This window comes from Algoriphagus persicinus, assembly GCF_035156415.1.
Classification (GTDB): domain Bacteria; phylum Bacteroidota; class Bacteroidia; order Cytophagales; family Cyclobacteriaceae; genus Algoriphagus; species Algoriphagus persicinus.
In genome coordinates this window covers 1-15,852 of the sequence record NZ_JAYEEY010000018.1, presented here as the reverse complement: position 1 = coordinate 15,852, position 15,852 = coordinate 1, and the positions used below count along the sequence as shown (strand labels likewise).

The following is a 15,852-nucleotide window of genomic DNA, read 5'->3' as shown; positions in this document are numbered from 1 at the left end:
TCCTAATCTATGGCAGGTAGTAGATTGGTCTATTCGTCATACACTATGGTATAGCCGCGTATTCCATGTTCGTGCGAATCCAGGCCACCACGCTCATGCTCTTCAGAGACACGAATACCCATCGTCTTTTTAAGGACATAAAAGATTGTGAAAGCCGCTGAGAATGCTGCAGCTCCGCAAATAGCCACACCCATTAATTGAGTAAAGAAACTATGCTCAGGATTGGTGGAAAAAATACCGACTGCCAAAGTACCCCAAACCCCACATGTCAAGTGGACAGAAACAGCGCCCACCACATCATCGAGCTTGAGTCTATCCAGCAATACTGCAGAATACACTACTAAAATCCCGGCTACGAAGCCTACAAATACAGCTGCTAGTGGATTGATCACATCAGCACCTGCAGTAATCCCTACCAAGCCTGCCAGCACACCATTAAGAACCATTCCAAGATCAAGACGCTTAAAAACCAAGTTTCCAGCGAGAAATCCTCCGATGCCACCGGCACATGCTGCCAAGCAAGTAGTAACTAAAACAAAGGATACTAATGCTGGATCTGCAGATAGCACAGAACCACCATTAAAACCAAACCAGCCCAGCCAAAGCAAAAACACACCAATAACTGCCAACGGAACACTTGATCCTGGCTTATCAACTGTTTTCCCATTCACATATTTACCAATTCTCGGGCCGACTAAAATCACACCTGCCAGCGCTCCCCATCCACCTACTGAGTGAACCAAAGTACTTCCCGCAAAGTCATAAAAGCCCATAGCATCTAGTGCTCCTCCACCCCATTTCCAGCTACCGATCAATGGATAAACTATACCTACATATAGTAAAGTAAATACCAGATAAGCCCATAATTTCACTCGCTCTGCTATGGCTCCAGAGACGATTGTAGCTGCAGTGGCAGCAAACATCGCCTGAAATAGGAAATCCGTCCAATAGGTATAGCCTCCTTTCGCGTAGCCAGTAGTCACGTCTGCATCTCCCGGGGAGAACCAAAACATGGTCCATCCAGCTGAATCAAAGGAAAACCACCCCGGAGTTTCAAAACCTGGATACATCAGATAAAATCCCACAAAGGCATAGGATAAAATACCGATAATGGGAGTAATCGTGTTTTTGAATAAGATGTTGACTGTGTTTTTGGCTTGGCCAAATCCAGCTTCTACTCCAGCAAATCCCAAGTGCATAATAAATACCAGGGCGGTAGAGAGCATCATCCAGACATTGTTTGTTGTGAGGAGATTTTGTGCAATCTCGGCTGACAAATCCATTGTTGTGGCCACATCTTGAGCCAACAGTGTTGCGAAATACTTCATAGGTTAGATATAGTTAAAAGAACGATATTCAGAATTTACGATAGGTTTGATGAATTAATTTGAAATCGAATGTAATTATATTATTGCTAATAAAACAAATCAATTTTTACATTTTAAACATTAATTCCTGATTTTGACTATTATTTACAACCCATTTTTTACATTTTTTGCAATAAATAATAGATTATAGGTCTCATTAAGAACTTATTACTAAATAAAATAATATTTGGTTTATATCTATAAAATTCTTCGAAACCGACTGCTAAACCGGATATTCAAAATTTTGGTAAAAAAAACACTGGACTTATGGAATATTATTTGTAAAAAATTGAAAAAACAGGATTTTAAGTCAATTGATAGATTTTACGAAAAATATAAAATTTTACTAATGAGATATTTTTTATACCCAACTTTTAAGAAAAGAACAGTTTTCCTGACAATACAGATGATTTTTAAGATCAATGGGCATAAAAAAACCGGCATATGCCGGTCTTACAATCAAAATAGAAATAGCTGGACTCTACTTCACCAAACTTGCATATTCTTTGGCAAAATAGGTGAGGATTACCTTGGCTCCAGCACGTTTTATACTCAGCAAAATTTCAAGCATAGCTCTATCATTGTCTATCCATCCTCTTTCCGCAGCAGCCTTTACCATACTATACTCACCCGACACATTATACGCTGCTATCGGTAAGGGGAAGTTTTCTTTTAAAAGGCTAATAACATCCAAATAGGATAGTGCAGGCTTCACCATTAGAAAATCGGCTCCTTCATCAGTATCTAAATCTCCTTCGATCAATGCTTCTTTCGAATTAGCAGGATTCATCTGATAAGTCTTTTTATCCCCAAACTTGGGTGCAGAATCCAACGCATCTCGGAAAGGCCCATAGAATGCACTGGCGTATTTAGCAGTATATGACATGATGGAGGTCTCCGTAAATCCATTTTCATCTAATAATTCACGTATATAGCCTACTCGTCCATCCATCATATCCGATGGGCCGAGGATGTCTACTCCAGCATCTGCCTGTGCTAATGACATTCTGGCCAAAATCTCCAAGGTCTCATCATTCAAGACTTTTCCATTCTTCACCAAACCATCATGGCCATCACTACTATATGGATCCATCGCCACATCAGACATCAGACAAACTTCAGGAAATTCCCTTTTGATCTCACGAAGCGCCTTCAAATAAAAAGTCTCAGGATTATAGCTTTCTGAAGCTATTGCATCTTTCAAACTATCAGGATAAGCAGGAAAGACATCAAAAGCTTGGATTCCAAGCTTCAAACAGCTTTCGATTTCGCTAAGCATGGTATCTATGGAATACCTATAGATACCAGGCATGGAATCTATCACAATCCTCTTCTTCATACCATCCACCAAAAACATTGGGAATAATAAATCCTTGACAGAAAGACTAGTCTCTTCTACAAGATTTCTAACAGCTTCGGATTTTCGATTTCTTCGAGGTCTACGTAACATAGCTTAATTGAAAAGTTGATTAATCTGGATGATATTCAAGTTTTGATAATCCTCAATATATAAGTCACAATTGGGTAATTCTTCTTTCGCATGGCTGGAAAGCACGCCAACGACTTTCATCCCTGCATTTATGCCAGCGCTTGCTCCAGAGAAAGAATCTTCAAACACTAAGCAGTTTTCAGGATTCACACCAAGTCTTTTCGCACTCTTCAGGTACACCTCAGGATCCGGCTTATGTTTTGCCACATCTTCCGAGGCCAGCTGTGACTGCATCTGACTGCCGATCCCAAGAGTGCTTATAATCAACTCAAGATTTGCCCTTGGGGCAGAAGTTGCAACAGCAGTAAGTAAATCTTCTGATTTCAGTTTTTCAAAAAAGTCCATAAATCCAGTAATTGGGTCAACTTCCGATTTGTAAATCTCTCTGAAAAGCCCTTCTTTCTCTTCCTCGAGCAAAGCCAGCTCGTCCCCTTCTATCTTCCTGCCTAAAAAATGACTCAAGATATACCCGTTATTTTTTCCGTACATATGCTCAGCGTACTCTGCTTGTGTTGGATTAAGATTTCGCTTCGCAAAAAATTGTTGGAAGGCAATAGAATGAAATGGATTGGTATGACAAATCACCCCGTCCATATCAAAAATGACAGCTTTTAACATGTATTGGTTCAGTTTTTTAAAGTAGCAAAATTAAACAAAAGACACTAAAAAACCCTCCCAAGTTCCAAAAACACAGGAGGGCTAATTCAATCAAATCCCTATCTCTACTTTTCAAAGGCAGCTATTGTCCTTTCTATAATATCACTACACTCATGAATCTGCTCTTCTGTCATGACCAAGGGGGGAGCAAAGCGGATGATATTACCGTGGGTTGGCTTGGCCAACAGACCATTGTTTTTCAACGCCACACATATATCCCATGCTGTGCTGCTCTCTTCCGAATCATTGATAACTACGGCATTTAACAGGCCTTTACCTCTCACAAGCTTTACCAGATCTGATTTATCCACGAGCTTTTGCATTCTTGTTCTGAAAACCTCTCCAAGCTTCAGTGCATTATCAGCCAATTTCTCATCTTTCACTACCTCCAGAGCAGTCATCACAATTCGGGCACCAAGTGGATTACCACCGAAGGTCGAACCATGCTGCCCAGGCTTGATTACATTCATCACTGGATCATCTGCCAAAACAAGAGATACCGGATAGAATCCCCCTGAAACGGCTTTGCCTAAAATCAAGATATCCGGTCTTACGTTTTCATGATCTACCGCAAGCAATTTGCCTGTTCGTGCTATTCCGGTCTGAATCTCATCCGCAATGAAAAGCACATTTTGCGACTCACACGCAGCTTTAGCTTCCTTCAGATAATTTAGGCCTGGCACATGCACTCCAGCCTCGCCTTGAATCGGCTCCACCAAGAATGCCACCACATCTGGATCGGCTAAAACGGTCTTTAATGCATAAATATCATCAAAAGGGATCTTGACAAATCCAGCTGTGTAAGGACCGAAGTTTTTCCGTGCATTCTCATCGCTGGAGAACGAAATGATCGTGGTAGTCCTTCCATGAAAATTATTCTCGGCTACTACGATTTTAGCACGATTTTCATCCACACCTTTTTTCTCGTATCCCCATTTTCGGGCTATTTTAATTGCCGTTTCCACTCCTTCTGCGCCCGTGTTCATAGGAAGCACTTTATCATAACCAAAATAGTCAGTGACATATTTCTCGAAAGGGCCGAGCACATCATTATGAAAAGCTCGGGAAGTCAACGTCAGGGTGCTTGCCTGCTCGATTAACGCATCCTTAATACGGGGATGACAATGTCCCTGATTAACAGCAGAGTAGGCTGACAGGAAATCATAATAGCGCTTGCCTTCCACATCCCAGAGGAAAACTCCCTCACCTTTGGCTAGCACCACTGGCAATGGGTGATAATTATGCGCTCCATATTTATCTTCTAATTCTATTGCTTGCTTACTGGAAATAATAGTCTGCATGTTTTTCGTAATTTTGTATACTATATAAATAAATAGCCGTCAAGGCCAAATATAGTAATTGCCTTTGCCCTAACCATGAAAGATCCAAAGAAGCCTCACCCTACCCCGATATTGAGTATGGGGGACTTTTATTACAATGATCGAGGACTAATGGTTTTTACTAAGAAATATCACTTAAAACGTGGGCATTGCTGTGGGAATGGTTGCAAACACTGTCCCTATTCTGAAGCCCAATAGAAATAGGAATATTTTTGAAATGCTTTGTTGCAATTCACCAAAAAGTTCCGATATTTGCAGACTCATTACAGAAACGGATACAATTTACTATACATTACCATGGCAAAAGTTTGTGACATTACCGGAAAAAGACCTCGAGTAGGTAACAACGTCTCCCATGCAAACAACAAAACTAAGCGTAGGTTCTACCCAAATCTTCATAAGAAGACGTTCTACGTTCCAGAAGAGGATGCATGGATCACTTTGAAAGTTTGTACTAAGGCATTGAAGACTATCAATAAGAAAGGTATCACTGCGGTTTTGAAAGAAGCTCAGGAAAACGGGATGATTGTAATCAGATAATCAAGGTCACGACCCTTAAACCAATACAAAGATGGCTAAGAAAGGCAATAGAGTACAAGTGATTATGGAATGCACGGAGCATAAAGCTTCTGGCTTGCCAGGTACTTCAAGATACATCACTACCAAGAATAGAAAAAACACTACGGAAAGATTGGAATTGAAAAAATTCAACCCGATCATGAAGAAAGTAACTGTTCATAAAGAAATTAAGTAATCTAGCTCGGAAGCAATTCCGTTAAAACAACAAGACCATGGCTAAGAAAGTAGTAGCAACCCTTAAAAAAGAAGGTGGCGTGTCTTACGCCAAAGTAATCAAAGCGGTAAGATCTGAGAAGACTGGTGCTTATACCTTCAGAGAAGAAATGGTTCCCTCCCCTTTGGTACAGGAAGCTTTGAAAAAATAAGTTGCGATTCGCAACATAAGTCATTCTAGTCCCTCTGTCCATCGGTCAGCAGGGACTTTTTCGTTATATTCCACTTTTAAAACGCACAAGCATGGGAATCTTTGGTTTCTTTTCTAAAGACAAGAAAGAAAGCCTTGATCAAGGTCTTCAGAAATCAAGCGAAAATATTTTTTCCAAACTCAGTAAAGCCGTAGTAGGCAAGTCCAAAGTGGACGATGAGATTTTGGATGAATTGGAAGAAATTCTAATCACCTCTGATGTGGGTGTAGATACTACTATCAAAGTAATCCGAAGAATTGAAGAACGGGTAGCCAAAGACAAATATGTCAATACTGGTGAGCTTGACATCATTCTTAAAGAAGAAATTGAAAACCTATTAAGAGAAAACAACTCACAAGATCTCCTGGACTTTGATCTACCTGAAGGAAAAAAACCTTATGTAATCATGGTGGTCGGAGTAAATGGAGTAGGCAAAACAACCACCATAGGCAAACTTGCCAATCTTTTCAAAACAGCTGGAAAGTCAGTAGTCTTGGGCGCAGCAGATACTTTTAGAGCAGCTGCTGTCGAACAGTTGATTCTCTGGGGTGAAAAAGTCGGAGTACCCGTAGTTTCCCACGGAATGAATACAGATCCTGCATCAGTTGCATTTGATGCGGTAAAGCAAGGAGTAGATACTAATGCCGATGTGGTAATCATCGATACTGCAGGAAGACTCCATACTAAAGTGAACTTGATGAATGAGCTGGGAAAAATCAAACGCGTGATGCAGAAATTTATCCCGGATGCTCCTCATGAAATACTATTGGTATTGGACGGGTCCACGGGGCAGAATGCATTTATTCAGGCTAAAGAATTCACTAAAGTGACCGAAATCACTTCCTTAGCCATCACCAAGCTCGATGGCACTGCCAAAGGCGGTGTGGTGATCGGCATCTCAGATCAATTCAAAATCCCTGTCAAATACATTGGCGTAGGCGAAAAAATGACAGACTTACAGATTTTCAACCGAAAAGAATTTGTCGATTCGCTTTTCACTAAGAAGAAATAGTAAATCTCACGCTATTAGATACTCCGCCCACAATCGGGGTATTTTTTTTTCGTAAATCTAAACTATATCCAAACTTTACTGTAATTTAGTATGATATCATTTTAACATCATACTAATATGGAAAAGGTAACTAAACCTATGTCGGGATATTTCATGATCCTATTCGTTCTTGGGCTTATCATTTTTGCAGTAGCACTTTTTATCCAGCAAATCATGATAGTAGTAGGTATTTTATCAGTGATAGTAGCTTTAATCTGTCTAGGTGGTTTTTTCATTGTGGAGCCCAACAAAGCAATGGTCTTACTGCTCTTTGGTGATTACAAAGGAAGTGTGAAAGCCAATGGTTTCTACTGGGTCAACCCATTCATGACAAAGAAAAAAATATCACTTCGAGTGAGGAACTTTGAAAATAAGCCTGTAAAAGTCAATGACAAAATCGGTAATCCTGTCATGATAGGAACCATCGTCGTATGGCAGGTGGAAGACACATTCAAAGCTACTTTTGATGTAGATGACTACGAAAACTTTGTCCATTTGCAATCTGATGCGGCTATTAGAAAGATGGCTGGACTGTATCCATACGATAATTTTGAAGCGGAAGAAGCAGAAATTACATTGAGATCTGGGGTTGAAGACGTGAATCACTCCCTTGAGCAAGAAATCAGTGAGCGGCTTCATCATGCAGGAATTAGGGTGATTGAAGCGAGAATATCACATCTCGCCTACTCTTCGGAAATCGCTTCTGCTATGCTGCAAAGACAACAAGCAACTGCTATCGTAGCTGCTCGACAGAAGATCGTGGAAGGCGCAGTAGGAATGGTAGAAATGGCTTTAGCTGATCTTAAGTTAAAAGACATCATAGAATTTGACGATGAGAAAAAAGCGGTGATGGTATCCAACCTAATGGTAGTCCTTTGCTCGGACAAGAGCGCCAGCCCAGTGCTTAATGTCGGGACATTAAATCACTAGCCAAAATGGCCAATAGGATTTTCAAAGAAAGCCAAACTTATGTGGGCACTTGGATCATGTATGTCATGATTTTGACAGAGGTACCTGTTCTGATCCTGATGATTGTACTTTACGCCACTTCTGATGAAAAACAAGAAATGGCTATTGCCTTGGGAGTAGTAATGGGTTCATTAATCTTAGTGTTCGCTCTGATTTTCAACTTGAAGCTAGAGACAAGGATTGATGATAAAAGCATTTCTTTTAGATACATGCCTTTCATCCGCAATTGGAGACAATTCCCAAAAGAAATCATAAAATCCCACGAAGTGATCAAATACAACCCAGTCACAGACTATGGTGGTTGGGGATTTAAGGGCAATAGAACAACCAAGGCATACTCTGTGCTTGGTGATGAAGGACTTCTTTTGGACGTGGGAGAAAAGAAAAAAATATTGATAGGAACAATGAAGTCAAAAGAATTGACAGACTTCTTGGAAAACTGGAGAGAGGAATAAGTTATGCCCAAAAAAAAAGCATTTGCACTGAGGTTGGATGAGAACATGATGAAAGCGCTTGAAAAATGGGCAGCAGATGAGTTCCGCAGTACCAATGGCCAACTCGAATGGATCATCCGAGAATCTTTGAAAAAGGCTGGTCGCTTACCAAAAGGAGATGCTAATAATACTAGCTTGGAATAAAACCGGGAACTCAACCCAAAAATAAAGTTTTGTGCCATAATAGAAAACACTAGGTGTATAGCCTATTCCACTTCTGAGGTAAAATTAGCATGTGACTAAAGACGACGGCAAGCCAACTTCGTCCTCCTCGTCTCCCTGCACTTTTGGGAATCCTAGCCTAATAAGCAAGGAGATTGGACTGACAACATTACAGAAAATCATCATAACCAATAAAAATCATGAAAAAACTCATTCTATTATTTACAGTTTTAGTTGGTTTGATTTGCCTATCTACCCCTGAAGTAGTGGCGCAGACAGTTAGCACCATTGGGATAGATGCTAAAACCCATGAAAAAGTCGAAAAGGCAAAAGTAAAGCTCATAAAATACAAAGAAGATCACCGGAAAGCTTTAGAAAAACGTCAAGACTTAAGAGTGAATTTTGAAAAGAAAAACTCTGCTGGCAAACTTTCTCCAAATGACATTGAGAAAATCACCAAGAAAATGGAAAAGCAAACTAAGTCCATCGAGAAGCTAGAGAAAAAGATGCGTAAGCTGGAAGAATTCATCAAGGAAAACGCCTCAATCTAAATTCCCCAATTAGTCTAACTCAGGTCTATAAAGTAATTCACTCTGTTCGAAATCATATAAGGTAAGCGATCTAAGTTCATAATACGCCACCCAAAAATCACGTAAAGATGCGTAAAAGGCTCTTTTATTAGAGTCTTTTTCATTTTGGGCAATATTGAGATTGGTTATGGTAACATTACCTGTCTGATATCTTTTAATCGCAATATCGTACCGTCGCTGGGCTACATCGTCAGCTACTTTTGTGACATTTAATCGCTGCTTGATCATCAGGAAGTTTTTCACCATAGTAAAAATTTCTTGCTGAAAATTAATCTGCTCCTGCTCTACTGTATAGTTTATTAACTCCTGATTTGCCATTGCCATAGACATTCTGGCTTTATTTCTACCCCAATCTAAGATAGGGACCGACAGCCCCAAACTAACCAGGGCTTGAGTGTTGGGTTTCTGATAGAGGTCGGGGAAATTAAAAGCAGCATTATTGTACCCATACCTAGCATTTAGCTGAACTTGGAAGCGCTGTCCTTTGGCCTGCGCTACCTGAGACTCTGCTTGAGCTTTTTGTCTATCAAATCCAATGGACTCTGCTCTGTTTTGAAATGCGAGGTCAATAGCTCGCTCAACATCAACTTCAAACTCAGGAATAGTAACAGGGGAAATCAGATTCAACTTAGAAGTTTGATTCAAGCCTATAAAGGAATTCATCGCAAATGCAGCACTTTCTAAGGAAAGCTGAGCCTCTGCCATCGCCTGTTGCGCATTAAGTACCGTTAATTCAACTTGCAGTAGATCATCCTCAGGAGTTATTCCTCGCTCATTTCTGCGCTTTTCTATCTCAAAAATATTTTCTGTATTCTTGAGATTTGTGGTGGCAATCTCGGAATTAACTTGGGCTGTCAAATAATCAAAATACAATTGCGTGACGTAAATAGAAACTTCCTCCATCTCCTTTACAAATTCCCGCTTACTCTCTTCAAATAATAAAGGCTCAATCTTTTTATCCCATTTGAATCGATTGTATGCAAAAATCGGCTGTTGCAATGCCACACTGATTGGCACACCAGAGTATCTTGTCTGAGGGGTTCCAGGATTCGAAAGAAAATTATCAAATCTATTCGTAGATGTACTCACCGAAACGGCCCCACCCGTTACCCCGATCACTTGCTCCAAACCCAATCCCAAATCCATAAAGTTTTGCTTCACCTCGATAAACTCGATGGAGCCATCGGGCTGAGTGATGTTGTTGTACTCCTGATAGTATTGGGGAATTGTACCAGTCAATCGAAGTTGTGGGTTATAATTAGACTTGAATAGCCTGTATTGCCAATAACGATTCTCTCTTCGCGTCTTTGCCCTAAGTGCTACTGGAGAATTATCCTTTGCCTGCTGCACCAGCTCCTTTAGGGTAAAAGTTGGCGTGTTTTGCGCATTTGAAAAATTGAAAGTTGTACCCAAAGTAAGTAGTACTAAAAGATACTTAAAAAAAAATATTGTCTGGATCTTCATAAAGGCAATTTTTTGGATTCAAAAAGGCAATTTATTCCTATCAACTAAAATACTGATTGATTCTTCACAAACAAGAATTTTATTGCACTTCAATTCCTAAAAAATCTAAAAAAGTAAAAGATTAATATTCCTTACGCTCTTTTTACCCCTTTGAGTAACTTGCTACTTGATTCCGACCAACCATGAAGACCATTATCAGTTTCGTTATTCGCTACATCCCTAGACCATTATTACAGCGAGTAAGTCCTATTGTAATGAGATTTTTTGCGCAGATGAATTCTGGCAAAGATGTCACCTGCCCAGTTTGTGAGCATAGTTACAAGAAATTCCTGCCATATGGACGGATTGCAAGAGCTAATGCACTTTGTCCAACTTGTTTATCTCTGGAACGTCATCGACTGATGTGGCTTTACCTTAAGGAAAAAACAGAATTTTTCACAGCCCCACTTCGAGTGTTGCATGTCGCACCAGAGCATTGTTTTATTGAGCGGTTTGAATCTTTAACAAACTTAGACTACATCACCGCAGACATTGAATCACCTCTGGCAAAAGTAAAAATGGATGTACATGATATTCCATTTCCTGAAAATAGTTTTGACGTCGTCTTTTGCAACCATGTCTTGGAGCATGTAGAAGATGACTTAAGAGCCTGTGCTGAGTTCAATCGTGTATTGAAGCCAAGTGGATGGGGAATACTCCAGTCACCTGTCTATGCTATCGAAAAGACCTTAGAAGACAACAATATTACTGACGCCGCAGAACGCGAACGTGTCTTTGGACAGCGGGATCATGTGCGCAAGTTTGGTAAAGACTATGCAAAACGCCTTAGAAAATCAGGGTTAGTTATCGAAGAGAATTTATTTGTAAAAGAGCTCTCTCCTGAACAAGTAAAGCAAAATGCACTTCCCTCAGAAGAGGTGATCTTTATATGTAGAAAAGGGAATTAACCTTTACTCCATTTCCTCAATAGCTCCCACGGCAATCCTATCCCATAAGACCAAAGTTGGATGATAGACGTGATCCAGCTCAGAAATCCAACTTTAGCAGATTTATATTGAATCGCCGACGAAAGTATCACGCCGGCGCTCCAGATTAATAATAACGTTGCAGTGAGTTGGAATAGCGATTTATTCACAAAATAGAAAAGCGGTATAAAAAGACAAAAAAGCAAAAAAGCTGTAGGTAACCAATGGACAAGTTTGATAGCACCGGGGTGAAATCTCGATACATTCACTCGATTCTTACCAAATGAAAACGCTTGCCTAGCAAAGGAAGCAACCGTATTTTTTCGCTTGTGGTACACAAAAGCTTCGGGAACTAATTCAAGTTTGAATCCAGCCATCTTTATACGGATGCTCCACTCTATATCTTCTCCTTGGTTTGGATCTGCAAATCCTCCAGTCACTTGAAATACTTTTCGTGAAACCCCCATATTGAATCCACGGGCTTGATACTTGGATGGATTTTTCATTTTACCACGAATACCACCAGTAGTCCATAAGGATGTCATGGCAAAATCCATCGCTTTTTGCAAAACCGAAAAATCCTTATCAGCAGCATCTGGCCCTCCAAAAGCATCAAGCATACGGCTTTCTATTGCTGTTGATAGCTTTTGCAAATAATCATCGGGCAATATCACATCAGAATCCAGAATGACAAAAAATTCTCCTTTGGCTGTTTTCATTCCATTGTTTCTGGCAAATCCTTGCCCCGTGTTGGGTTGTACCAAATATTGAATTTGAAGTTTATCGTTGAAATCTGTAATAACACCACCAGAATCATTCATAGAGCCATCTTCTATCACTACGATTTCAAAGTCTGAGAAGGCTTGCTTAATAAGACTTTGTAATAATTCGCGTAACTCTTCTGGTCGATTATAAACCGGTATGATTACCGAGAACTTCATCAAAAGTCGAAGTTTATCTCTTCATCAATTTTATACTCAGTCTCTTTGGATTGATTGGAAGTCATCAACTCAGCAATGAACCCTGTCACAAATAACTGAACTCCGATAATCAAGGCAACTAATGCTAAAAAGAATAAAGGCTGCTCAGTGATTTCCCGTACTTTATGACCTTTGCTTAACCCATATACTTTTTCGACAATCAACCAACAAGTGATAATAAAACCTGTCAAAAACGAAAAACTTCCCAAAAACCCAAAGAAATGCATGGGCTTCTTTTTGTAGCGATGCACAAAAGAGACAGAGATCAAATCCAGAAATCCATTCAAGAAACGTTCAATCCCAAATTTGGAATAGCCAAACTTTCTTGCCTGATGCTGAACTACTTTTTCACCTATTTTGCCAAATCCGTTCCATTTGGCAAGTAAGGGGATGTATCTGTGCATCTCTCCATAGATTTGGATATTTTTCACAACCTTGAGACGATAAGCCTTCAACCCGCAATTGAAATCATGGAGCTTTATTCCGGAGATCCATCTAGTTACTCCATTAAAAAACCGGGAAGGGATAGTCTTGCCTATTGGGTCATGACGCTCCTTTTTCCAGCCGGATACCACATCAAACTTTCCCTCTATTATCATCCCATACAACCCAGGGATTTCCTCCGGGCTATCTTGCAGATCAGCATCCATAGTGATCACTACATCACCACATGCCTTTTTGAACCCTGCATCCAGCGCAGCTGACTTCCCGTAGTTTCTGGTAAAATTGATCCCTTTCACCTCATTAGAATCATGAGACATTGAATTAATAACTCCCCATGAGCTGTCAGAACTACCATCATTTATAAAAATCAACTCATAAGAAAAGCCGTGATCATGCATGACACGGCTAATCCATTGCGTTAATTCAGGCAGAGACTCCTCCTCGTTAAATACAGGAACTACAACTGAAATCTGGGGCATAATTTAATAATCGAGAGACTTGTCTCTTTTCTTTAGGATTGCTCCCAAAATTAAGGCAATAATTGCATACACAATGAGTCCAAACCCAAAGTTCTTTAGCTGCCCAACCATTGTAAAGCTACTGGCTGTATCAGATCTTATTTTGTCCAGGACCGCAGGGTCCATGGCATCTGGATCCTGCCCAAAACTTTCCATCATGGATATGCTTGTCTCAAAAGCTTGGTCAGCCAATACTCCAGCCAATGAAGGGTCAATGACTTGAAACAAAAGGATTTGACCCGCCAAACCCACTAAGCCGGAGATTACGATGGCGATAAAGCTAAAATTGAAGGCCGTTCCAAAACTCATAAACCCACCCAATTCAGCTCTATACTGCTTGCCAAAGTAGATCATCAAAACAAAGAATATGATAATAGCCACAAGTCCAAACCACGGTGAACCTAGAAGCGTAGAATCAATAAAATACGCTATAAAAGTAAGTGCCAAAGACACTAAGCCAATTGTAAGCCCTGGCTTGATAGCTGCCTGAAAAGGTGATTGATGCTCTTCCATGAGTTCGTTAGTTAAGATTTTTCCTCAAAATAATAGATATAATAATAGTAAAAAACAGACCGGGAATGATTTTCCACAACGAATCATTCAACGCGATGTCAAATGGAACCATATTTCTGATGCTTTCCAAGGTCAAATCAAATGAACTTTCACCTACCTGGGCGATTATAGAAACCTTGCTTTCTGCTAATACATCAAGCTTAGAAAGTTTAATTTGATAAAATAAATCAGGATGTATTATTAATAGAATCCATATGCCAACTAGTGAAATTACTGATTCTAGCACATAGGTTACAAACCCTACTGACATACCCTCTGCAAATGATAAATAGTCATTATTGCTGTAATCTTTGAAAAATTTGATAGCCATAAAAATAGCGATCGGGGTAATAACATACCCGAATATCAAATTTAAATTAGTAGGGTCTGGATATAAGAATGATAGTGTGATGAAAGCAAGGATACTTAATACACCCGCAATACTTCCAAATTTGTAGGCTGAACTAAAGTACTTATACATCTACTTCTATTAATTGACCTTTTTGGATCACATATTTTACCTGGCCTTTTAGATCTTTTCCATACCAAGGTGAATTAGAAGAAAGAGATCTATTTGTCCGCTCATTATAAATCCATTCAGCTTCTGGATCAAAAATTGTCCAAGACTGAGTTAGTTCATATGGTATTATTCCCTTAGGCCCAGTTGTGATTTTCTCAATTAAAAGAGACCAACCAAGTTCTTTTTCAAGAATAACCATTGCCGGTAGAAATGTTTGTAAACCTACCATTCCAAAATTTGCCAAATCAAATTCCATAAACTTAGAATCTAGATCTTCTGGCTGATGGTTACTTACCAATGCATCGATTGTCCCATCCTTGAGGCCTTCAATCAAAGCTATTCTATCTGTATCTCCTCTGAAAGGTGGCAATACTTTAAGATTTGGGTCAAAGTCCATCAAATCACCATCTGAGAAAATCAATTGAAAAATCGATACGTCCGCAGTTACATTAAGGCCTTCAGCTTTTGCTTGTCTGATTAGATTTACACCCTTAGCAGTATTGATTGTTTGAAAATGAACACGTCCTCCAGCATATCGGAGAATCTCTAGATTTCTTTGGATTGCAACATCCTCAGCTAGATTAGGAATCCCTTTTACACCTAGCATCGTAGAGTTTTCTCCCTCATGCATATGCCCAAAAATTGCTAGCAACGGATCGTATGCATGATCAAAAAGCACTCCATTAAATTTCTGGAGGTACTGCAATATCTTCATATATCGGTCTCCATTGGCCAAAGGCTTCAACCCTTCTCCAAAAACAGAAACACCTGACTGATGATGCATATCAAGGATCTCCGTGAAATTTTCACCATCAGTATCCTTCGTTACAGCACCTTGAATCAAAAATTCTGGAGTATACCTTTTGGCTCGGTTAAGCACAAAATCCACATCCCCTTTGGACTGAATAACTGGAAGAGTATTCGGCAGTATTACAGCTGCTGAAAAACCACTTACTGTTAAGGATTCGGCTAAACTTTCAATAGATTCCTTATACTCTAGCCCTGGCTCCCCCATACCACACCTAAGGTCAATCCATCCTGTTGATAAAAGCCATTTAGAGGCATTTATTTCCTGATCAAATTTTAATGTATTGCTGGAAGAAGCAAGTTTAACTTCTCCATTTTCAAAAATATAATCCTTTGATTTTTCTAAACCATCAGAATGAATACTACGGAGGCCTTTAAATAGAATAGACATTAAAATTTACTTTGATGCAAAGCTGCAATAATATTCCAAAAATGAAAAATAGTATTTCAAAATAAGGTTTCTATAAAACGAAAAAAGCCAGCTGTTCAAGCTGGCTTTA

20 protein-coding genes are annotated in these 15,852 nt (G+C 39.6%); 10 read left to right on the top strand and 10 right to left on the bottom strand.

Annotated features, from left to right (window positions below; all coding sequences use genetic code 11):
- Nucleotides 1-29 precede the first annotated feature (29 nt).
- The 4 genes from U3A58_RS14565 to rocD all read right to left on the bottom strand — a co-directional run bounded on the left by U3A58_RS14565 (nucleotide 30) and on the right by rocD (nucleotide 4,814).
- The gene (locus U3A58_RS14565; RefSeq protein WP_323824493.1) at nucleotides 30-1,328 is read right to left on the bottom strand and encodes an ammonium transporter; all 1,299 of its coding nucleotides are present in this window, start codon (nucleotides 1,326-1,328) and stop codon (nucleotides 30-32) included.
- Between the two features lie 520 nt (nucleotides 1,329-1,848).
- On the bottom strand, nucleotides 1,849-2,817 hold the full coding sequence (gene hemB, locus U3A58_RS14560; RefSeq protein ID WP_323824491.1) for a porphobilinogen synthase: 969 nt from the start codon (nucleotides 2,815-2,817) through the stop codon (nucleotides 1,849-1,851).
- A gap of 3 nt (nucleotides 2,818-2,820) precedes the next feature.
- Nucleotides 2,821-3,474, bottom strand: a complete 654-nt coding sequence (locus tag U3A58_RS14555) for an HAD family hydrolase (protein WP_323824488.1) — start codon at nucleotides 3,472-3,474, stop codon at nucleotides 2,821-2,823.
- Between the two features lie 104 nt (nucleotides 3,475-3,578).
- Nucleotides 3,579-4,814, bottom strand: coding sequence for an ornithine--oxo-acid transaminase (gene rocD, locus U3A58_RS14550; RefSeq protein WP_323824486.1), 1,236 nt, complete (start codon nucleotides 4,812-4,814; stop codon nucleotides 3,579-3,581).
- 75 nt (nucleotides 4,815-4,889) lie between these two features.
- Between rocD and U3A58_RS14545 the strand changes: the two genes are divergently transcribed.
- From U3A58_RS14545 to U3A58_RS14505, 9 genes are all read left to right on the top strand, one after another.
- Complete coding sequence (locus U3A58_RS14545) at nucleotides 4,890-5,051, top strand: DUF5522 domain-containing protein (protein ID WP_416377307.1); 162 nt, start codon at nucleotides 4,890-4,892, stop codon at nucleotides 5,049-5,051.
- Nucleotides 5,052-5,150: 99 nt separating this feature from the next.
- On the top strand, nucleotides 5,151-5,393 hold the full coding sequence (gene rpmB, locus U3A58_RS14540; RefSeq protein WP_323824484.1) for a 50S ribosomal protein L28: 243 nt from the start codon (nucleotides 5,151-5,153) through the stop codon (nucleotides 5,391-5,393).
- Between the two features lie 31 nt (nucleotides 5,394-5,424).
- Nucleotides 5,425-5,607 carry a 50S ribosomal protein L33 gene (rpmG, locus tag U3A58_RS14535; protein ID WP_057939355.1) on the top strand — a complete coding sequence of 61 codons (183 nt, stop codon included), beginning with the start codon at nucleotides 5,425-5,427 and terminating at the stop codon, nucleotides 5,605-5,607.
- A gap of 37 nt (nucleotides 5,608-5,644) precedes the next feature.
- Nucleotides 5,645-5,797, top strand: a complete 153-nt coding sequence (locus tag U3A58_RS14530; RefSeq protein ID WP_323824482.1) for a DUF4295 domain-containing protein — start codon at nucleotides 5,645-5,647, stop codon at nucleotides 5,795-5,797.
- Nucleotides 5,798-5,888: 91 nt separating this feature from the next.
- On the top strand, nucleotides 5,889-6,848 hold the full coding sequence (gene ftsY, locus U3A58_RS14525; RefSeq protein ID WP_323824480.1) for a signal recognition particle-docking protein FtsY: 960 nt from the start codon (nucleotides 5,889-5,891) through the stop codon (nucleotides 6,846-6,848).
- 117 nt (nucleotides 6,849-6,965) lie between these two features.
- Nucleotides 6,966-7,817, top strand: coding sequence for an SPFH domain-containing protein (locus U3A58_RS14520; RefSeq protein ID WP_323824477.1), 852 nt, complete (start codon nucleotides 6,966-6,968; stop codon nucleotides 7,815-7,817).
- Nucleotides 7,818-7,822: 5 nt separating this feature from the next.
- Nucleotides 7,823-8,311 (top strand): hypothetical protein, encoded by a 489-nt coding sequence (locus tag U3A58_RS14515; RefSeq protein WP_323824476.1) that lies wholly within the window; start codon nucleotides 7,823-7,825, stop codon nucleotides 8,309-8,311.
- A 3-nt stretch (nucleotides 8,312-8,314) separates the two neighbouring features.
- Nucleotides 8,315-8,494, top strand: a complete 180-nt coding sequence (locus U3A58_RS14510; protein WP_323824474.1) for a type II toxin-antitoxin system antitoxin — start codon at nucleotides 8,315-8,317, stop codon at nucleotides 8,492-8,494.
- Nucleotides 8,495-8,712: 218 nt separating this feature from the next.
- Nucleotides 8,713-9,063 (top strand): hypothetical protein, encoded by a 351-nt coding sequence (locus tag U3A58_RS14505; RefSeq protein WP_323824472.1) that lies wholly within the window; start codon nucleotides 8,713-8,715, stop codon nucleotides 9,061-9,063.
- A gap of 9 nt (nucleotides 9,064-9,072) precedes the next feature.
- On the opposite strand, the gene U3A58_RS14500 is transcribed toward U3A58_RS14505, so the two are convergent.
- Nucleotides 9,073-10,566 (bottom strand): TolC family protein, encoded by a 1,494-nt coding sequence (locus U3A58_RS14500; RefSeq protein WP_323824470.1) that lies wholly within the window; start codon nucleotides 10,564-10,566, stop codon nucleotides 9,073-9,075.
- A gap of 182 nt (nucleotides 10,567-10,748) precedes the next feature.
- Between U3A58_RS14500 and U3A58_RS14495 the strand changes: the two genes are divergently transcribed.
- Nucleotides 10,749-11,513, top strand: coding sequence for a class I SAM-dependent methyltransferase (locus tag U3A58_RS14495; RefSeq protein ID WP_323824468.1), 765 nt, complete (start codon nucleotides 10,749-10,751; stop codon nucleotides 11,511-11,513).
- Here U3A58_RS14495 and U3A58_RS14490 read toward each other — a convergent pair.
- From U3A58_RS14490 to U3A58_RS14470, 5 genes are read right to left on the bottom strand one after another with little or no spacing between them, the layout of a single operon-like run.
- A complete protein-coding gene (locus U3A58_RS14490; RefSeq protein ID WP_323824466.1) occupies nucleotides 11,510-12,472 on the bottom strand; it encodes a glycosyltransferase family 2 protein in 963 nt (320 codons plus the stop codon). The two genes, U3A58_RS14495 and U3A58_RS14490, sit on opposite strands and share 4 nt — an antisense overlap.
- A complete protein-coding gene (locus U3A58_RS14485) occupies nucleotides 12,472-13,434 on the bottom strand; it encodes a glycosyltransferase family 2 protein (RefSeq protein WP_323824463.1) in 963 nt (320 codons plus the stop codon). Before U3A58_RS14485 ends, U3A58_RS14490 begins: the two co-directional genes overlap by 1 nt.
- 3 nt (nucleotides 13,435-13,437) lie before the next feature.
- Entirely contained in the window at nucleotides 13,438-13,986 is a 549-nt protein-coding gene (locus U3A58_RS14480; RefSeq protein WP_323824461.1) for a DUF4199 domain-containing protein, read from the bottom strand.
- A 7-nt stretch (nucleotides 13,987-13,993) separates the two neighbouring features.
- The gene (locus U3A58_RS14475; RefSeq protein ID WP_323824459.1) at nucleotides 13,994-14,506 is read right to left on the bottom strand and encodes a DUF4199 domain-containing protein; all 513 of its coding nucleotides are present in this window, start codon (nucleotides 14,504-14,506) and stop codon (nucleotides 13,994-13,996) included.
- Nucleotides 14,499-15,743 (bottom strand): dihydroorotase, encoded by a 1,245-nt coding sequence (locus tag U3A58_RS14470; RefSeq protein WP_323824456.1) that lies wholly within the window; start codon nucleotides 15,741-15,743, stop codon nucleotides 14,499-14,501. The genes U3A58_RS14475 and U3A58_RS14470 overlap by 8 nt, the downstream gene beginning before the upstream one ends.
- Between the last annotated feature and the right edge of the window lie 109 nt (nucleotides 15,744-15,852).

Bases quoted from the DNA above. Each gene is read 5' to 3' on its own strand.
- U3A58_RS14565 (WP_323824493.1), bottom strand. From the start codon at position 1,328: ATGAAGTATTTCGCAACACTGTTGGCTCAAGATGTGGCCACAACAATG.
- hemB (WP_323824491.1), bottom strand. From the start codon at position 2,817: ATGTTACGTAGACCTCGAAGAAATCGAAAATCCGAAGCTGTTAGAAAT.
- U3A58_RS14555 (WP_323824488.1), bottom strand. From the start codon at position 3,474: ATGTTAAAAGCTGTCATTTTTGATATGGACGGGGTGATTTGTCATACC.
- rocD (WP_323824486.1), bottom strand. From the start codon at position 4,814: ATGCAGACTATTATTTCCAGTAAGCAAGCAATAGAATTAGAAGATAAA.
- U3A58_RS14545 (WP_416377307.1), top strand. From the start codon at position 4,890: ATGAAAGATCCAAAGAAGCCTCACCCTACCCCGATATTGAGTATGGGG.
- rpmB (WP_323824484.1), top strand. From the start codon at position 5,151: ATGGCAAAAGTTTGTGACATTACCGGAAAAAGACCTCGAGTAGGTAAC.
- rpmG (WP_057939355.1), top strand. From the start codon at position 5,425: ATGGCTAAGAAAGGCAATAGAGTACAAGTGATTATGGAATGCACGGAG.
- U3A58_RS14530 (WP_323824482.1), top strand. From the start codon at position 5,645: ATGGCTAAGAAAGTAGTAGCAACCCTTAAAAAAGAAGGTGGCGTGTCT.
- ftsY (WP_323824480.1), top strand. From the start codon at position 5,889: ATGGGAATCTTTGGTTTCTTTTCTAAAGACAAGAAAGAAAGCCTTGAT.
- U3A58_RS14520 (WP_323824477.1), top strand. From the start codon at position 6,966: ATGGAAAAGGTAACTAAACCTATGTCGGGATATTTCATGATCCTATTC.
- U3A58_RS14515 (WP_323824476.1), top strand. From the start codon at position 7,823: ATGGCCAATAGGATTTTCAAAGAAAGCCAAACTTATGTGGGCACTTGG.
- U3A58_RS14510 (WP_323824474.1), top strand. From the start codon at position 8,315: ATGCCCAAAAAAAAAGCATTTGCACTGAGGTTGGATGAGAACATGATG.
- U3A58_RS14505 (WP_323824472.1), top strand. From the start codon at position 8,713: ATGAAAAAACTCATTCTATTATTTACAGTTTTAGTTGGTTTGATTTGC.
- U3A58_RS14500 (WP_323824470.1), bottom strand. From the start codon at position 10,566: ATGAAGATCCAGACAATATTTTTTTTTAAGTATCTTTTAGTACTACTT.
- U3A58_RS14495 (WP_323824468.1), top strand. From the start codon at position 10,749: ATGAAGACCATTATCAGTTTCGTTATTCGCTACATCCCTAGACCATTA.
- U3A58_RS14490 (WP_323824466.1), bottom strand. From the start codon at position 12,472: ATGAAGTTCTCGGTAATCATACCGGTTTATAATCGACCAGAAGAGTTA.
- U3A58_RS14485 (WP_323824463.1), bottom strand. From the start codon at position 13,434: ATGCCCCAGATTTCAGTTGTAGTTCCTGTATTTAACGAGGAGGAGTCT.
- U3A58_RS14480 (WP_323824461.1), bottom strand. From the start codon at position 13,986: ATGGAAGAGCATCAATCACCTTTTCAGGCAGCTATCAAGCCAGGGCTT.
- U3A58_RS14475 (WP_323824459.1), bottom strand. From the start codon at position 14,506: ATGTATAAGTACTTTAGTTCAGCCTACAAATTTGGAAGTATTGCGGGT.
- U3A58_RS14470 (WP_323824456.1), bottom strand. From the start codon at position 15,743: ATGTCTATTCTATTTAAAGGCCTCCGTAGTATTCATTCTGATGGTTTA.